The following is a 16,710-nucleotide window of genomic DNA, read 5'->3' as shown; positions in this document are numbered from 1 at the left end:
GGACACCCGCGCTGCGGGAGGAGGGAACCCGGTGCAGACACTCGGACGCAGGATCATCGTCGCGGCCTTCGACGGCTGGAACGACGCCGGAGAGGCCGCCACGGGCGCGGTGCGCCAGCTGCGGGAGGAGGCCGACCTCCGTCGGGCGTTCTCCGTCGACCCGGAGCTGTACTTCGACTACCAGTACACGCGCCCCCAGCGCGAGGCCGACGGCGAGGGCGGGCACACGCTGAGCTGGCCCGAGGCCACACTGCACCGCCCCGCGCAGGGCGCGGGCGAGGTGTGGTTCTGGACGATCACGGGCAACGAGCCCGCACGCGCGTGGCGCTCGTTCGCGAGCGAGTTCGTCGACCGCGCGCTCGCCGAGGACATCACGGGGCTCGTGACGCTCGGCTCGATGATGTCGGATGTGCCGCACACCCGGCCCATCTCCGTGTTCGCGAGCAGCGAGAACGCCACCGTGCGCGCGCAGCTCGGCCTCGAGCGCTCGACGTACGAGGGCCCGGTCGGCATCCTCACGGTGCTCGGCGACGCGGCGGAGTCCGCCGGCATCCCGACGCTGTCGCTGTGGGCGAGCGTCCCCCACTACGTCGCCGGAGCGACCCCGTCGCCCAAGGCCACGCTCGCGCTGCTGACGCGGCTCGAGGAGCTCACCGGCGCGATCGTGCCGAAGGGGACCCTCGCCACGGATGCGGCTGCCTGGGAGGCGTCGATCGATGCCGCCGCGGCCGACGACGACGAGATGAGCGAGTACATCCGCCAGCTCGAGCAGACGCGCGACACCGTCGACTCGCCCGACGCCTCGGGCGACGCCATCGCGCAGGCCTTCGAGCGCTACCTGCACCGCGACGACCCGCGCGACGGCCGCGGGGATCGCGGCGACCGCCGCTGAGCCGTCTTTCCTCCGCGAGACCTCAGCCCCGGCGCGAGACCGCGTGCGGCCCCCGAGGTCTCGCGCCGTGCGCGAGGTCTCGCGGGGAGTCGAGGACGGGCCGGGCCGGGGTCAGAACGCGCTGAGGACGCCGGTCGCGAGCAGGGCGAAGAGCACGAGGCCGAGCACCACGCGGTAGATCACGAACGGCAGGAAGCTGCCGCGCTTCAGGTACCGCATGAGGTAGGCGATGACGACCCAGCCCACCATGAACGCGATGACCGTCGCCACGAGGGTCTCGGCCATCCCGTATCCCTGCTCCCCCGGCTCGGTGAACGCGTGGAGCAGCTCGTAGAGCCCGCTGCCGAACACGGCCGGCACCGCGAGCAGGAACGAGAACTCGGCGGCCGATGTGCGGTTGTAGCCGAGCGCGCGGGCGGCCGTCGTCGTCGCGCCGGAGCGCGAGACCCCGGGAACGAGCGCGAGCGCCTGCGCGACGCCCAGGGTGAGGCCGTGCGGGTAGGTGATGTCGGCCATGTCGCGCTCGCGGCGACCGTACCGGTCGGCGATGCCGAGGATGATGCCGAAGACGATGAGCACGGTGGCGACGAGCCACAGGTTCCGGAAGACGTCGCGGATGACGTCCTGGAAGAGGAAGCCGAGCACCCCGATCGGGAGCGTCCCGATGATGACGAGCCAGCCCATCCGCGCGTCGGGGTCGTTGCGCGCGACGCGCCCGCTCAGCGAGAGCGCCCACTGCTTGACGATGTGGACGATCTTCTTCCAGAAGTACACGAGCACGGCGAGCTCGGTGCCGATCTGGGTGATCGCGGTGAAGGTGGCACCGGGGTCGGAGTGGGAGGGCAGGAACTCGCCCACCACGCGGATGTGCGCGCTCGAGGAGATCGGGAGGAACTCGGTGAGGCCCTGCACGAGCCCGAGGATGATGGCTTCGATGAACGACATGGGGTCTTTCTCTCGCGGTGCCGCGGCGGAGCGCGCGACCTCCTGACTTTAGGCGACGCGTCGCCGCGGTCTCGTCAGACTCCCGGATGATCGGGAAGCCGAGACCTAGTACGAGCGGATGAGATCGGTGAGCACGCGCCGTCCGAATTCGAGCGCGTCGACCGGCACGCGCTCGTCGACGCCGTGAAACATGCCGGTGAAGTCGAGCTCGCGCGGCAGGCGCAGCGGAGCGAATCCGTATCCGGTGATCCCGATCGTCGAAAGCGCCTTGTTGTCGGTGCCCGCGCCGAGGAGGTACGGCAGCACCGGGACGCCCGGGTCGTGCTTCTCGAGCGCGCCGACCATCGCCTCGACGAGGGCGCCCTCGAACGGGACCTCCAGGCCGATGTCGCGCAGGAACATCCCGATCTCGATGTCTGGCCCCACGATGCGCTGCACCTCCGCGAGGACGGCGTCCTCCGTGCCGGGCAGGACGCGGATGTCGATGGTGGCGGAGGCCGCGTCGGGGATGACGTTGTGCTTGTACCCGGCGGTGAGGCCGGTGGGGTTGGAGATCGTGCGGAAGGTGGACTTCACGAACGCCTCCGCGGGCCCCGTGTGCGCGGCGAGCCGGTCGGGGTCGCCGGAGTCGTCGCCGGTGATCTCGGCGATGCCCTCGAGCAGCTGCCGCGACGTCACGGTGAGCTCGACGGGCCAGGTCTCGCGGCCGAGGGCCGCCACCGCCTCGGCGAGGCGCGTCACGGCGTTGTCGTGATGGAAGCGGCTGCCGTGACCGGCTCGGCCGCGCGCGGTGAGCGTCACCCACAGCAGGGCCTTCTCCCCCACCTGCAGGAGGTAGGCGCTGCGGTCGCCGACCGGAATCGAGTAGCCGCCGACCTCGCTGATGGCCTCGGTCGCCCCGGAGAACCACTCCGGGCGCTCGCGCACCACGAGCTGCGACCCCTCGACGCCGCCGTTCTCCTCGTCGGCGAAGAACGCCAGCACGAGGTCGCGCTCGGGCTGCTCGCCCGCGCGCAGCAGCTCGGCCACCGCCGTGAGGATCATGGCGTCCATGTTCTTCATGTCGACGGCGCCGCGGCCCCACAGCAGACCGTCGCGGATCTCCCCGGCGAACGGGTCGACCGACCAGTCCTCGGCGATGGCGGGCACCACGTCGAGGTGCCCGTGCAGGACGAGCGCGGGCTTCGTGCGGTCGCGCCCGGCCACCCGCGCCATGACGTTGGTGCGCCGTGGGATGGGCTCGTAGTACTCCGGCTCGAGCCCCAGGCTCTCGAGGTACGCGCCCACGTACTCGGCGGCCTCCCGCTCGCCCTTCGCGTCGCCGCCGCCGAAGTTCGTGGTGTCGAACCGGATGAGGTCGGAGGCGATGCGGGCGACTTCGGGGATCTCGGGCATGCGCTCCACGCTACCCGAGCGCCCGCGCGCCGCTCATGGTGGGATGGGGGCATCATGACGCTCTCACGACGCCTCCGTCCGCTGCCCGGCCGCGTCGCGCTCGCCGCCGGCGCCCTCCTCTCCCTGGCGACCCTCGCCATCCCGACCCTGGCCTTCCCGACCGCCGCGCATGCGGATGTCGACGACTTCGCCTTCGACGAATGGCACGGCAGCTACGCGCTGTCGCTGGATGGCGACGGCCGGGTGACCGCGGAGGTCACCGAGACGCTCGTGGCGCGTTTCCCCGACGCCGACCAGAACCGCGGCATCGTGCGCGCGCTCCCGCTGCGCTACGAGGGGGCACCCGCCGCTCCCGAGGGGATCGAGGTCGTCGACGAGCAGGGCGAGCCGGTGCCGTTCGAGGTCGAGGAGGAGGACGGCTTCCGCGCGGTGCTCACGGGCGACGACGCCTACGTGCACGGGGAGCAGACCTATGTCATCAGCTACACGCTGCACGACGTCGTGGCTCCGCTCGACGGCGGAGACGCGGAGGAGTTCCAGTGGGACCTCATCCCCGTCGAGCGGCGGCAGCCGGTGGCGGACTTCTCGGCCGAGATCTCCTTCGCCGACGGCGTGCTCAGCGAGGGCCTGACCGGCGAGGCGACCTGCTACCTGGGTGCGGCCGGATCGACCGACCGCTGCGACGTGCGGCAGGAGGAGCGCGACGACGCGACGGTGTTCACCGTGCCGTCCGTCGCCCTCGAGCCGAGCGAGGGCGTGACCGTGGCGATCGGGCTCGAGCCGGGGACGGTCGTGCAGCCGCCGGAACGGATGCCGGACTTCGCGCTGGACGGCGGGCCGCTCATCCTCGGCGGCCTCGCGGCGGTGGCGGGCGCGGGCGGCGGCGCCGCGGCGATCACGATGCGCCGACGTCGCCGGCGCGCGACGGGCATCGTCATCGCCCAGTACGACGTGCCGGCCGATCTTCCTCCCCTCATCGCGGCCCCCCTCCTCGGGAGCGGGAAACCCGCGCTCGCCGCGGAGATCGTGCATCTCGCCGTGACGGGCGTCATCCGCCTCGAGGAGCCGGTCGGCTCGTCGTCGAGCGCGGCGGGCGGCTCGCCCGATCTCCGGCTGCTCGACTCCGACCGCACCGGCGACGAGCTCGACCGGGCGACCGTGTCCGAGCTCTTCCGGCCCGCGACGCCGGGCGCCCTCTTCTCCCCGCCGGAGGAGGACGAGGACTTCGCCGAGCGGATGGCCGCGCTCGCCGTGCGGGGATCGACCGCAGCGGAGGAGCGGGGGTACCTGCGGAAGGAGCGCAGCCGCCTGGGTGCGCTCCTCGGGGCGCTCGCGCTGTGCCTGCTCGTGCCGATGATCGTGCTGATCGTCCTCGGTGCCAGCCGGGAGAACGAGGCGGTGATGGTCGTCGGCCTCGTCGGCGGCGCCCTCGCGCTGGTCGGCGCGCTGATGGGGATGGCGCGGCACCGCGTGCACACGCGGCGCGGAGCCGAGGCGCACGAGTACCTGCTCGGAGTGCGCGAGTTCATCCGGGTGGCCGAGGCCGACCGGCTGCGCATGCTGCAGTCGGCGGAGGGCGCCGAGCGGACGCGGGACGGGGACGTCGACGTCGTGCGCCTGTACGAGAGGCTGCTCCCCTACGCGATGCTCTTCGGCGAGGAGAAGCAGTGGGCGGAGGTGCTCGAGGTGCGGTACCGAGACGCCGCCATCACGGCCCCGGTCTGGTACCCCGCACTCGCCCTGCATGCGACCGGGGGCCTCGAGGGCTCCCTCACCCGCTTCACGAGCTCGTTCACGTCGTCCGCGTCGTACACGTCGAGCAGCTCGAGCGGCGCGACCGGCGGCGGGTTGGTGGGCGGTGGAGGCGGCGGCGGATTCGCGGGCGGGCGCTGAGCGGTGCGCACGGCACGCCTCGACCTTCGGTGGTGCTGAACTCGCGCTATCCGGGCCGTCAGCGCGACTTCCGCACCACCGAATAAGCAGGCGCACGATTCGGTGGTGCCGAACTCGCGCTATGCGCGCGCTGAGCACGACTTCCGCACCACCGAACGAACGGGCCCCCGATTCGGTGGTGCCGAACTCGCGCTATGCGCGCGCTGAGCACGACTTCCGCACCACCGAACGAACGGGCCCCCGATTCGGTAGTGCCGAACTCGCGCTATGTGCGCCCTGAGCAGGACTTCCGCACCACCGAACAAGCAGGCGCACGATTCGGTGGTGCCGAACTCCCCCCATCCGAGCGGTGAACGCCGCCGCGCCCTGCCCGGGAACGGCGAAGGCCCCGGTCTCTCGACCGGGGCCTTCCGCTGTGCGCGAGGGGGGACTTGAACCCCCACGCCCTAATACGGGCACTAGCACCTCAAGCTAGCGCGTCTACCTATTCCGCCACCCGCGCATTGGGTGTCGGTCCGCTCTCCGGGGCTTTCACCGCGTTTCCCGAACCGAGAGACAACGTTACCACCCCGCGAGGACCCCGACGAACCGAGCCGCCGCCCGGGCGCGTCACGTCGCGCGTCACGCCGTCGACACGCCGAACAGCAGACCCAGCAGATAGGTCACCGCAGCGGCGCCGAAGCCGATGCCGAGCTGACGCAGCCCGCGGCGCAGCGGCGAGCCGCCGGACAGCAGCCCGACCGTCGCGCCGGTGAGCATGAGGGCGATCCCGACCAGCACCAGGGCGACCACGATCGCGGCGATGCCGCTGAGGCCCAGGAGCCACGGCAGCACGGGGATGATCGCGCCCGACGCAAAGAAGAGGAAGCTCGACAGCGCGGCGCGCCACGCCCCGCCGACGACCTCGTGCGCCTCGCCGTGGCGCGCGCGGACGGGAAGGCTCCCGCCGTGCGCATCCTCGATGACGCTGCGCGCACGCTCGAGGGCGGCCGCCTCGTCCATGCCGCGAGCGCGATAGACGAGCGCGAGCTCGTTGGCGTCGATGTCGAGGTCGACCAGTCCCGCATCGGCGAACCCGCTCGGCTCGGTCGACTCCAGCAGCTCCCGCTGCGAGCGCACCGAGACGAACTCCCCCGCACCCATCGACAGCGCGCCGGCGAGGAGCCCCGCGATGCCGGTGAGCAGCACGATGTGCGGGCTGACGCCGGCTGCGCCGATGCCCAGCACGAGCGCGAAGTTGCTCACCAGGCCGTCGTTGGCTCCGAAGACCGCCGCGCGGAAGGTGCCCGACAGCCGGCGGCGACCCTTCGCGGCCAGCCCCCGCACCACCTCGTGATGGATTTTCTCGTCCGCGCGCATGGCGGCGGTGGCGGCGGGCTCCCCGTCGTACGGCGAGCGCGCCTCGGCGTTCTGCGCGAGCGCGAGGACGAACACCGACCCGAAGCGCCCGGCCATCCAGCCGAGGAGGCGCGTGCGGATGCTCGCCGACGGCAGCTTCTCGGGCTCGCCGCCGAGCAGCTGCAGCCAGTGGCTCTCATGGCGGCCCTCGGCCTCGGCGAGGCTCAGCAGGATTGCGCGCTCCTCCCCCGACCGGCGCCGCGCGAGCTGCTCGTAGACTGCGGCCTCCGCGCGCTCGTCGACGAGGTACTGCGCCCAGCGACGGCGGTCGATGGGCGTGGGCGTGGTCGGATGGCCGGAGAGCGCAGGCAACGTCGGCTCCTTCAGGGAGAGGTGAGGGGGGATCCCTCCACGCTACCCACGGGGCTGTCGTCGCCCCGCACGGAGACGGCGATTGCCAGCATTTCGGACCGCCGAAGCGTCAGCGGTGAACGCGCTTGCGGAGCGTGTCGATCCGCGTCTGCAGCTGCGCCACGGTCGCCTGCGCGACGGCAGGGCCGCCGCACGTCTTCCGCAGCCAGGCGTGGACGGCGCCGTGCGGCTCCCCCGTCTGGCGCGCGTAGACGCCCACGAGGCTGTTCAGCAGCTGGCGCTGCTCCTTGAGCGTGCGGTGGAGGGGCGCCGGGAGCGCGGGCTCCGCGCCGGTGTCCTTCTCTCGCGACTCGCGCACCTGCCGGTGCCGCGACTGACGCGTCTGCCGCTGCATGAGCAGCTCGTGCACGTGCTCGGGTTCGAGGAGGCCGGGAAGGCCGATGAACTCCAGCTCCTCCTCCGTGCCGGGCACCGCGAGCTGCCCGAACTGCTGGCCCTCGAACACGACGCTGTCGAAGTGCGCGACCGATCCGAGCGACTGGAACGTGAACTCCTCGGTCAGCGCGTCGGATGCCTTCTCGCCGCGCTCGGCGGACTCCAGCAGCGAGTCGTCGAGGCCGTCCTCGTCCTTCTCGCCGCGATCCAGCACGTGGTCGCGCTGACGCTCCATCTCGGTGGCGTGCGCCATGAGCACGGGGATGTTGGGCAGGAACACGCTCGCCGCCTCGCCGCGCCTGCGCGCGCGCACGAAGCGCCCGATGGCCTGCGCGAAGAACAGCGGCGTCGAGGACGACGTCGCGTAGACGCCCACCGCGAGGCGCGGCACGTCGACGCCCTCCGAGACCATCCGCACCGCGACCATCCAGCGCGACGTGTTCGCCGCGAACTGCTCGATGCGCTCGGATGCCTCGGCCTCGTCCGAGAGGACGACCGTGGGCCGCTGACCCGTGATGGTCCGGAGGATCTCCGCGTAGGCGCGCGCGTTCGTCTGGTCGGTGGCGATGACGAGGCCGCCGGCGTCGGGCACGTGCTGGCGGATCTCGGTGAGGCGCTGGTCGGCCGAGCGCAGCACCGCGGGCATCCATTCGCCGTGCGGGTCGAGCGCCGTGCGCCAGGCCTGCGAGGTGATGTCCTTCGTGTTGTCCTGCCCGAGGTGCGCCTCGAGCTCGTCGCCGGCCTTCGTGCGCCACGTCATGTGGCCCGAGTAGACGTGGAAGAGCACGGGGCGGACCACGCCGTCGGCGAGCGCGCGGCCGTACCCGTAGGCGTAGTCGGTGATCGAGGTGCGCAGGCCCTGCTCGTCGGGGGCGTACTCGACGAACGGGATGGGCGCATCGTCGCTGCGGAACGGGGTCCCGCTCAGCGACAGACGGCGGACGGCCGGCTGGTAGGCCTCGCGGATGCCGTCGCCCCAGCTCAGCGCGTCGCCGCCGTGATGCACCTCGTCGAGGATGACGAGGGTGCGCGCGCTCTTCGTCAGCTCGCGGTGCACCTCCGGCTTCATCGCCACCTGCGCATAGGTCACGACGACGCCGTGATACTGACGGGATGGCCGCCAGTGGCTGTTGCGGAAGTCGGGGTCGAGGCGGATGCTGACGCGCGAGGCCGCATCCGCCCACTGCGTCTTCAGGTGCTCGGTGGGGCAGACGACGATGATGCGGTCGATGTCGCCGCGGTGACGGAGCTCGTTCGCGAGCGTCAGGGCGAACGTCGTCTTGCCGGCGCCCGGGGTCGCGGCGACGAGGAAGTCGCGGCGGTCGGGCTCGGCGAAGTAGATGTCGAGCGCCTCCTGCTGCCAGGCGCGCAGCTTGCCCGCGGTTCCCCACGGGGCTCTCTGGGGATAGGACGGACTCAGCACGAGCACCCACGATAGTCGCCCCCTCCGACGTCGCTCGGAGGGATTTCGGGGCTAGGGTCGGTAGGCGCAGCGGAAGGAAAGGCGAAGCGACATGCCAGACGTCGACGGGCCCGTCATCCCCCCTCTCACCGAGGCGGAGTCGCATCCCTGGCGACGCTACGTCGCGCTCGGGGACTCCTTCACGGAGGGCATCGGCGACCCCGACCCGACCGCGCCGGGCGGGCATCGCGGATGGGCCGATCGCGTCGCGGAGGTCCTCGCGCGTCAAGCCGACGACTTCGCCTATGCGAATCTCGCCGTGCGCGGCCGGCTCATCGCGCAGATCGTCGCGGAGCAGGTGGAGCCCGCTCTCGCGCTCAAGCCCGACCTCGTCAGCTTCTGCGCGGGCGGCAACGACGTCATCCGCCCGGGCACCGACCCCGACGACATCGCCGCCCAGTTCGACGCCGCCGTCGCGCGGCTGAGCGCCGGCGGCGCGACGGTCGTGATCTTCACGGGGATCGACGTCGGCTGGACGCCGGTGTTCCGGCGCTTCCGCGGCAAGGTCGCCATCTACAACGAGAATCTCCGCGCGATCGCGGAGCGCTACGACTGCATCGTGGCCGATCAGTGGGCGTTCCGCGAGATCCAGGACCCCCGCTTCTTCGCCGAGGACCGGCTGCACATGAATCCGCTCGGGCACCACGAGGTCGCCCGGATGGTGCTGCGCGCGCTCAATGTGCCGAGCGACCTCGAGCCGCTGCAGCCCGACACCATGGCCATCCGGACGTGGCGCGAAGCGCGCTCCGACGACCTCGTCTGGGCGCGCACGCACCTCGTGCCGTGGGTGCTGCGGCGGCTGCGGCACCAGTCGTCCGGCGACTTCGTGAGCGCCAAGCGCCCCGAGGCCGGGCCGATCGCAGGCTGGGACCTGTAGCGGCGGATCATGCCGCCGGCGGGTGCTGCAGCGCCCACAGCGCCACCGCGGCCGCGGAGGCGACGTTGAGGGAGTCGACCCCGCCGGCCATCGGGATGGTCACCACGGTCTCGGCCGCGGCGAGCGCGCGGCGGCTCAGGCCATCCCCCTCGGAGCCCATCGCGAAGGCGACGCGCGCGGGGCGGTGCGCGGCGAACGCGTCGAGCGAGACGGCGTCGTCGGCGAGGGCCATCGCGGCGAGGTGGAACCCCGACGCGCGCAGCACCTCGGCGGCCCCCGCACCCTCCCGCGGCGCCCACTCCGGCAGCCGCGTCCACGGCACCTGGAACACCGTGCCCATGCTGACCCGCACGCTGCGGCGATACAGCGGGTCCGCGCAGCGCGGGCTGACGAGCACCGCGTCGGCGCCGAGCCCCGCGGCCGCGCGGAAGGCGGCGCCGACGTTCGTGTGATCGACGATGTCCTCGAGCACGAGCACCGTGCGGGCGTCGCGGAGGATCTCCGCCACCGCCGGCAGCTCCGGTCGCTGCATGGCGGCGAGCATGCCGCGATGCACGGCGAAGCCGGTGACCTCCTCGGCGACCGCGTCGGGGACGACGTAGACGGGGGTGTCCAGCGGGCCCACGAGCCGCTCGACGTCGGGCAGCCACTTGCGGGCGGTCAGCACGGAGCGCGGGGCGTGGCCGGCGGCGAGCGCGCGGCCGAGCACCTTGGCCGACTCCGCCATGTAGAGTCCGCGCTCGGGCTCGCTCACTCGCCGCAGCGCGACGTCGGTGAGGTCGCGGTAGTCGGTCAGTCGCGGGTCGGCCGCGTCGTCGAGCTCGTGCAGGATCACGCCTCCATCGTCGCATCCGGCCGCCGGTGCGCCCGGCGCACCTAGACTCGGCACGAGGAGGCTGCATGGCTGTCACGGAAGGATCCCGCGCCCAGACGGATCGCGCGATCGAGGTCCTGAGCGGCAGGCGCGTGGCCGTGCTCACCGGCGCGGGCGTCTCCACCGACTCGGGCATCCCCGACTACCGGGGCGAGGGTGCACCGCGGCGCTCGCCGATGACCGCCCAGACGTTCCTCTCCGACGAGGCCGCCCGCCGCCGCTACTGGGTCGGCTCGCACCTCGGCTGGCGCGCGTTCGCGGCCGCGGAGCCCAACGGCGGGCATCGCGCGCTGGCCGCTCTCGAGCAGCGCGGCGTCGCCTCCGGCGTGATCACGCAGAACGTCGACGGCCTGCACCTGCGCGCGGGCTCTCGCCGCGTCGTCGAGCTGCACGGCACCATGCGGCGGGTCTTCTGCACCCGCTGCGGGCAGGTCTTCGACCGCCGCGCCATCGGCGAGCGCGTGGAGCGCGACAACCCCTGGATCACGGTGCCGGAGAACGTGGAGCTCGGCCCGGACGGCGACGTGCTGCCCGCGACTTCCGATGGCTTCGTCGTGCCCGACTGCAGCGTGTGCGGCGGGATGCTGAAGCCCGATGTGGTGTTCTTCGGCGAGTTCATCCCCGCCGAGAAGTTCCGCGAGGCGGCGCAGCTCGTTGCGGCGAGCGACGCGCTGCTCGTGGCGGGGTCCTCGCTCGTGGTGAACTCCGGCATCCGGCTCGTCGAGCGCGCCCGGCGTCGCCGCATCCCCGTCGTCATCGTCAACCGCGGCCGCACGCGCGCCGACGACCGAGCGGCGGTGAAGGTCGACGGCAGCGCGAGCGAGGTGCTCGCCGCGTTCGCCGACGCTCTCCCCGATCTCGCCGACGCCGGCTGACGGCGCCACGCCGCGTGAGGCCGCGTAGGGTCGGAGGGTGACCGTCATCACCCTCGTCCGCCACGGGCAGACAGACTGGAACATGCTCGGCCGCGTCCAGGGGCGCACCGACATCCCGCTCAACGACACCGGCCGCGAGCAGGCGCGCGAAGCCGCGGCGGCGCTGCGGGATGGCGGATACGCGGCGGTCGCGGCGAGCCCGCTGGTGCGGGCGCACGAGACCGCGCAGATCATCGCGGACGCCCTCGGCCTCCCCGCACCTCGCCTGTACGACGGGCTCGTCGAGCGCGACTACGGCACCGCCGAGGGTCTGACGTCGGAGGATCTCTGGGCGCGCGGTCGCCAGGCGATGGGACCCGACGCCGAGACCGACGAGATCGTGGCCACGCGCGCGGTCGCCGCGCTGCGGCAGCTCGCCGCCGATCACGCCCACATCGACGGTCCGATCGTCGCCGTCGCGCACGGCTCGCTCATCCGCGTGCTCATCGCGCTCGCATCGGACGGCGAGTTCCCCCGCCCCGGCGAGCGCGTGCCGAACGGATCGCAGCACGCCTTCCGCCTCGACGACGAGGGTCGTCTCTCACTCCTGTCGTACTCGGCGGTCCCCATCGACGCCTGACGGCCCATCGACGCCTGACGGACGGCTCGCCGTCGCGCGCACCAGCACGCGCAATCGATCCGGTAACGACTGAGCAGGATGCGCAATTCTCGTCGCCCCTGCGTGTTACCGTCTGTCTCTATGGCATCCCTCGATCATGTCGACCTCGAGCTGCTCGCCGCCCTCTCCGAGGACCCGCGCGCGACCGTCGTCGCGCTCGCCGAGCGGCTGCGCCTGTCGCGCAACACCGTGCAGGCGCGGATGGCCCGGCTCGAGCGGGCGGGCGTCTTCCAGTCCTTCGAGCGCGCGATCTCGACCGAGGGCCTCGGCTTCCCGCTGCAGGCGTTCCTCTCGATCGGCGTGCGCCAGCCCGACCTCCCCGCCATCGTCGACGAGCTGCGACGCATCCCGGAGGTCGTGCAGGTGCACGGCGTGAGCGGCCAGGTCGACATGCTCGCGCTGGTCGCCTGCCGCGACGCCCGCCACCTCTTCGACGTCGACGCGCGCATCCTGTCGATCGGCGGCGTCGAGCGCACGGAGACGTCGCTCGTCATGAGCGAGGCCATCCCCTACCGCGTGAGCGGCCTCATGGAGCTCGCACGCCGCGAGCGCTGAGGGCGCCTAGAGGAACGAGCGGATGGCCTCTGCGGCCTCCGCGGGCTTCTCGTAGTGGATGAGGTGGCCGACTCCGGCGAGCTCGACCAGACGCGCGTCGGGGAACATCCCGCGCAGCGCGCGCTCGGCCTCGATCGGCGTGATGTCGTCGCGGTCCGCGGCGACGAGGAGCGTCGGCTGCGCGATGCGCGGCGCGTACGCGCGCACGTCGTGCGACACGCTCGTGACGAACGCGTCATGGAGCGCCTCCCGGTCGGAGAAGCCGGAGAAGAAGCGGTCGTGCTGATCGTGGATCCAGCGCCGCAGCCCGCGCTCGCGGGTCTTCGCCATCGCCATGCTCATAACGCGCACGATCACCGGCGAGCGCAGCAGCGCGGTGCCGAGCGCGGCCGGCAGCTTCGCGCCTGCCCAGTAGTAGAAGACGGCGAGCCGCGTGAGCACGCCGCGCGGTCCCTCGAGCGCGGGCGCCCCGATGGGGTTCACCAGGATGAGGCGCGGGGTGGGAAGGCCGCCCGCCACCGCGGCCGCCGCGACGATCGAGCCGAAGGAGTGCCCCAGCACCGCGGCACCCGGCGCGGCCGCCGCGGCGAAGGCCGTCAGCCAGTCCGCGAAGGCGTCGAGATCGAGGCGTCGATCGGCGGGCGGCGGGGTCTCGCCGAATCCCGGCAGATCGGGCATCACGACGCGCACGTCGGGAAGATGCGCGACGACGGGCTCCAGGCCGTGGTGGTCGCCGCGGAAGCCATGCACCGCGAGGATGGTCGTGGCGGCGTCGTCCGGGCCGTAGACCCAGTAGGCGGTGCGGGAGCCGCCGGCGTCGATCTCCTCGCGGCGGACGGGGATGCGCGCGAGGCGCGCTGCGTAGGGAGAGGGCACCGGCACCGCACGAGTCTACGTTCGCCGGGGTGGCTTCGCGGCGACGTCGGCGGTGCGGCCTAGATTCGAGCTATGGCGTCAGCATGGCCGGATCCGCCGCCCCTGTTCGAAATCGACGACGCGGGCGAGCGCCCCACGTGGTTCACTCCGCCGAGCGCGCGCCTGGAGCGCGTCGGCGTCTTCGATCTGGAGACGACCGGCGTCGACGTGGCGAACGACCGCATCGTCACGGCGTATGTGGGCGTGCTCGATGCGGACGGATCGGTGCTGCAGGCGCAGCACTGGATGGCCGACCCCGGCATCGAGATCCCCGAGGGCGCGACCGCCGTGCACGGCATCACCACCGCCCGGGCGCGGGCGGAGGGCCGTCCTGCCCGCGAGGTCGTGGCCGAGGTGATCGCCGCGCTGCGCGACATCTTCGCGCAGGGGGTGCCGGTCGTCGCCTACAACGCCCCGTTCGACTTCTCGATGCTCAAGCACGAGGCGCTGCGCTGGGGCATGGAGCCGATCGCCTCGCCGACGCCCGTGCTCGACCCGCTCGTGGTCGACAAGGGGTGCGATCGCTACCGGCGCGGCAAGCGCACCCTGGCGGTCGTCGCCGCGCACTACGACGTCGTGCTCGAGGGCGCGCACGACGCGTCGGCCGACGCCGTGGCCGCGGGGCGCCTCGCGCTCGCGCTCGTGGAGCGCTACGCGGATCTGCTGCCCGTGGACCTCGACGAGCTGCACGCCCAGCAGATCGGCTGGGCGCGCGAGCAGGCCGACAGCCTCACCGAGTACTTCATCCGCATCGGGCGCATCGAGCGAGACGGCGCGCTCGACGGGAGCTGGCCCATCCGCTGACCCCCGCTGACCGGCGCCTCAGGATGCGGAGCGCGTGCTCCACTCGTCCCATGCGGACATCAGCTGCTCGATGGCGGCGTGGAACTTCGCCGTCGCGGCTCCCGGCGAGGTGTCGCCGAAGTAGTGCTGCGCCCAGTGCGCGAGCCGCTGCGTGGCCTCGGGGTCGCTCCGCACGCGGTCGATGTGCGCGACGATGTCCGGCGCCTGCGCCGTCTCCAGCCACTCGCACGCCGAGAGGTATCCGCCCTCGTCGACCTCGGCGGCCGGATCGGCCGGCCGGGTGATGAGCAGCGGCTTCCCGACGGCGAGGCGGTCGTAGACCATCGCCGAGATGTCGAGCACCGCGACGTCGGCGGCGGCCAGCTGCCAGCCGAGGTCGGGGCCGTCGTCGTGCACGTGGTGCGCCGCGGGGTCTGCGCGGTTCGCGGCCTGCAGCGCCTGCACGATCCGCTGGTGGGCCTCGCCGAAGGAGGAGCTCACCACGCCGCTGCGCGGGTGCGGGCGGTAGATGACGCGATGCCGTCCGGTCGCGAGCAGGGCCGCGACGAGCGCCTCCCCGTGGGTGGCCACCGATCCGTAGTGCGCGGCCGGGCGGTCGCCCTCCCAGGTCGGGGCGTAGAGGACGACGGTGCGGTCATCGGCGGGGTACGGCACCTCGCCGCTGTAGTGGTCGGCCTGCGGTCGCCCGATCTCGATGGCGCGCGTGTCGACGTCGTAGTCCCACAGCACCCGCGAGAGCCGGTCTCGCGCGGCCTGGCCGGCGACGAGGGCGCGGTCGTAGGCCTTGTACTGGTTCGACGTCATGTACATCTTGTCGGACTCGCCGTGGTTGATGAAGACGTGCCAGCGCTCCCCGTAGCGGAACATCTGGAAGTTGCGGGTGTTCTGGTTGACGTAGAGCACGACGCGGATGTCCTGCTCGCGCAGGAAGCGCTCGATGCTCGTGACGCTGGGCGTGAAGGCGACGGGGAGCGCCGCGTCGTCCAGCAGGGCCTGGGCGCCGAGGGCGTGCCGGGCGATGACGACCACCGGCCAGCGCTCGGAGAGCTCCTGAAGCGGTCGGTACCACTGCCGCATCTGGTACATGTTCACCGAGCTGTCGGCGAAGTACACCGCGATGCGGAACCCGCGAGCCGGCAGCGGCGGCCGCTCGGCGAGCGTCCGACGCACGGTCCGATGCGCATTCCGCGTCGCCACCGCCTTCTTCAGGATCCGGACGGCCTTCTTCGCGTCTCGCGTCACACCCATTCGGTCAAGGCTACCGGGGGCGTTCGCAGAGGCCGCCGTGGGATGATCGTCGAATGCGTAACGATCCCCCGTCGGGCCCTGGCGCACCCGGCAGGGACGCCCCGCCGGTCGCCGCCGACGCCGGGGTGTCGTTCGTGATGCCGGTGCTGAACGAGGCGGACTACCTCCGCCGCGCCGTGGCGTCCACCCTCGCCCAGGAGGTGCCGGGCCCCGTAGAGCTGATCCTCGCGCTCGGCCCCTCCACCGACGGCACCACCGAGCTCGCGCGGCGGCTCGCGGCCGAGGACGAGCGCATCCTCCTCGTCGACAACCCGGCGGCCGACATCCCCGTGGGACTGAACGCGGCCATCCGCGCGAGCTCGCACCCCACCATCATCCGCGTGGACGCGCACTCGGAGCTCTCCCCGGGATACGCGGCGCGCGCGCTCGACACGCTCGCACGCACGCGGGCGGGCAACGTCGGCGGCGTCATGCGGGCGGATGGCCGCTCGCCGTTCCAGCGCGCGACGGCCTGGGCGTACAACTCCCCCGTCGGGCTCGGCGGCGGCGCCTACCACGGCGGCTCGCGCGAGGGCGAGGCGGAGTCGGCGTACCTGGGCGTGCTGCGGCGCACGGTGCTCGAGGAGGTCGGCCTGTTCGACGAGAGCGTGCGGCGCGGCGAGGACTGGGAGCTGAACCTCCGCATCCGCTCCGCCGGCTACCGCGTGTGGTTCGACCCGACGCTCTCGGTCACCTACTGGCCGCGCGAGCGGTGGACGCGGCTCGCCCAGCAGTTCTTCGCCACCGGCCGCTGGCGCGGTGAGCTGTTCCGCCGCTACGGCCGACGCAACTCGCTGAAGTACTTCGCCCCGCCCGTGCTCGTGCTGCTCCTGGCCCTCGGCCTCGTCGTCGGCGCGCTGCAGGCCGTCGGCGCGATCGCCGTGGCGAGCGCGGCATCGGCGGTGTACGTGCCGCTGGCCGCCTACGTCGCGCTGGTCGCACTCGTCGCGCTCGGAGCGCGCGGCGGCGGGCGCTTCGGATGGCGCGAGCGGGGATGGCTGCTGGCCGTGCTGCCGACGATGCACATCTCCTGGGGAACCGGCTTCCTCACCGGCGCCGTGCGCGGCGCGCACGACACGGTGGACACCTCGCGGCTCTCCGGCCGCAACACCCCGCTCCCCTGAGCCGCCCGC

At 72.7% G+C, this 16,710-nt stretch carries 15 protein-coding genes and 1 tRNA gene; 8 read left to right on the top strand and 8 right to left on the bottom strand.

What is annotated here, in order from left to right; all coding sequences use genetic code 11:
* The first annotated feature begins 31 nt into the window (after positions 1-31).
* Positions 32-892 carry a PAC2 family protein gene (locus D7D94_RS01975; RefSeq protein WP_156240985.1) on the top strand — a complete coding sequence of 287 codons (861 nt, stop codon included), beginning with the start codon at positions 32-34 and terminating at the stop codon, positions 890-892.
* Between the two features lie 111 nt (positions 893-1,003).
* On the opposite strand, the gene D7D94_RS01970 is transcribed toward D7D94_RS01975, so the two are convergent.
* Both D7D94_RS01970 and D7D94_RS01965 read right to left on the bottom strand, forming a co-directional pair.
* A complete protein-coding gene (locus D7D94_RS01970; RefSeq protein ID WP_156240984.1) occupies positions 1,004-1,837 on the bottom strand; it encodes an undecaprenyl-diphosphate phosphatase in 834 nt (277 codons plus the stop codon).
* Between the two features lie 105 nt (positions 1,838-1,942).
* Positions 1,943-3,232 (bottom strand): M20/M25/M40 family metallo-hydrolase, encoded by a 1,290-nt coding sequence (locus D7D94_RS01965; RefSeq protein WP_156240983.1) that lies wholly within the window; start codon positions 3,230-3,232, stop codon positions 1,943-1,945.
* Between the two features lie 54 nt (positions 3,233-3,286).
* Between D7D94_RS01965 and D7D94_RS01960 the strand changes: the two genes are divergently transcribed.
* Positions 3,287-5,125 carry a DUF2207 family protein gene (locus D7D94_RS01960; protein ID WP_156240982.1) on the top strand — a complete coding sequence of 613 codons (1,839 nt, stop codon included), beginning with the start codon at positions 3,287-3,289 and terminating at the stop codon, positions 5,123-5,125.
* 416 nt (positions 5,126-5,541) lie between these two features.
* Here the strand turns inward: D7D94_RS01960 and D7D94_RS01955 are convergent.
* From D7D94_RS01955 to D7D94_RS01945, 3 genes are all read right to left on the bottom strand, one after another.
* Positions 5,542-5,627, bottom strand: a tRNA-Leu gene (locus D7D94_RS01955).
* Between the two features lie 119 nt (positions 5,628-5,746).
* Positions 5,747-6,835 (bottom strand): VIT1/CCC1 transporter family protein, encoded by a 1,089-nt coding sequence (locus D7D94_RS01950; protein ID WP_156240981.1) that lies wholly within the window; start codon positions 6,833-6,835, stop codon positions 5,747-5,749.
* 109 nt (positions 6,836-6,944) lie between these two features.
* The gene (locus D7D94_RS01945) at positions 6,945-8,693 is read right to left on the bottom strand and encodes a DEAD/DEAH box helicase (RefSeq protein ID WP_156240980.1); all 1,749 of its coding nucleotides are present in this window, start codon (positions 8,691-8,693) and stop codon (positions 6,945-6,947) included.
* Positions 8,694-8,784: 91 nt separating this feature from the next.
* Here D7D94_RS01945 and D7D94_RS01940 point away from each other — a divergent pair, with 91 nt between their 5' ends.
* Positions 8,785-9,609, top strand: coding sequence for an SGNH/GDSL hydrolase family protein (locus D7D94_RS01940; RefSeq protein ID WP_156240979.1), 825 nt, complete (start codon positions 8,785-8,787; stop codon positions 9,607-9,609).
* 7 nt (positions 9,610-9,616) lie between these two features.
* Here the strand turns inward: D7D94_RS01940 and D7D94_RS01935 are convergent, their stop codons facing one another.
* Positions 9,617-10,444 carry a TrmH family RNA methyltransferase gene (locus tag D7D94_RS01935; RefSeq protein WP_156240978.1) on the bottom strand — a complete coding sequence of 276 codons (828 nt, stop codon included), beginning with the start codon at positions 10,442-10,444 and terminating at the stop codon, positions 9,617-9,619.
* A gap of 65 nt (positions 10,445-10,509) precedes the next feature.
* On the opposite strand from D7D94_RS01935, the gene D7D94_RS01930 reads away from it, so the two are divergent.
* From D7D94_RS01930 to D7D94_RS01920, 3 genes are all read left to right on the top strand, one after another.
* Entirely contained in the window at positions 10,510-11,358 is an 849-nt protein-coding gene (locus D7D94_RS01930) for a Sir2 family NAD-dependent protein deacetylase (RefSeq protein WP_156240977.1), read from the top strand.
* A 37-nt stretch (positions 11,359-11,395) separates the two neighbouring features.
* The gene (locus tag D7D94_RS01925) at positions 11,396-11,977 is read left to right on the top strand and encodes a histidine phosphatase family protein (protein WP_156240976.1); all 582 of its coding nucleotides are present in this window, start codon (positions 11,396-11,398) and stop codon (positions 11,975-11,977) included.
* Positions 11,978-12,097: 120 nt separating this feature from the next.
* Complete coding sequence (locus D7D94_RS01920; protein WP_156240975.1) at positions 12,098-12,571, top strand: Lrp/AsnC family transcriptional regulator; 474 nt, start codon at positions 12,098-12,100, stop codon at positions 12,569-12,571.
* Positions 12,572-12,577: 6 nt separating this feature from the next.
* Here D7D94_RS01920 and D7D94_RS01915 read toward each other — a convergent pair whose 3' ends face one another.
* Positions 12,578-13,453, bottom strand: coding sequence for an alpha/beta fold hydrolase (locus tag D7D94_RS01915; protein WP_156240974.1), 876 nt, complete (start codon positions 13,451-13,453; stop codon positions 12,578-12,580).
* A gap of 66 nt (positions 13,454-13,519) precedes the next feature.
* On the opposite strand from D7D94_RS01915, the gene D7D94_RS01910 reads away from it, so the two are divergent.
* Positions 13,520-14,290, top strand: a complete 771-nt coding sequence (locus tag D7D94_RS01910) for an exonuclease domain-containing protein (protein WP_156240973.1) — start codon at positions 13,520-13,522, stop codon at positions 14,288-14,290.
* Positions 14,291-14,308: 18 nt separating this feature from the next.
* Here D7D94_RS01910 and D7D94_RS01905 read toward each other — a convergent pair whose 3' ends face one another.
* Positions 14,309-15,538, bottom strand: a complete 1,230-nt coding sequence (locus D7D94_RS01905; protein WP_156240972.1) for a CDP-glycerol glycerophosphotransferase family protein — start codon at positions 15,536-15,538, stop codon at positions 14,309-14,311.
* A 53-nt stretch (positions 15,539-15,591) separates the two neighbouring features.
* Here D7D94_RS01905 and D7D94_RS01900 point away from each other — a divergent pair, with 53 nt between their 5' ends.
* Entirely contained in the window at positions 15,592-16,701 is a 1,110-nt protein-coding gene (locus D7D94_RS01900; protein ID WP_156240971.1) for a glycosyltransferase family 2 protein, read from the top strand.
* The last annotated feature ends 9 nt before the right edge of the window (positions 16,702-16,710 follow it).

This window comes from Microbacterium oryzae, assembly GCF_009735645.1.
GTDB lineage: Bacteria > Actinomycetota > Actinomycetes > Actinomycetales > Microbacteriaceae > Microbacterium > Microbacterium oryzae.
The sequence above is the reverse complement of the archived record's forward strand: the minus strand, read 5'-3'. Positions and strand labels throughout refer to the sequence as shown.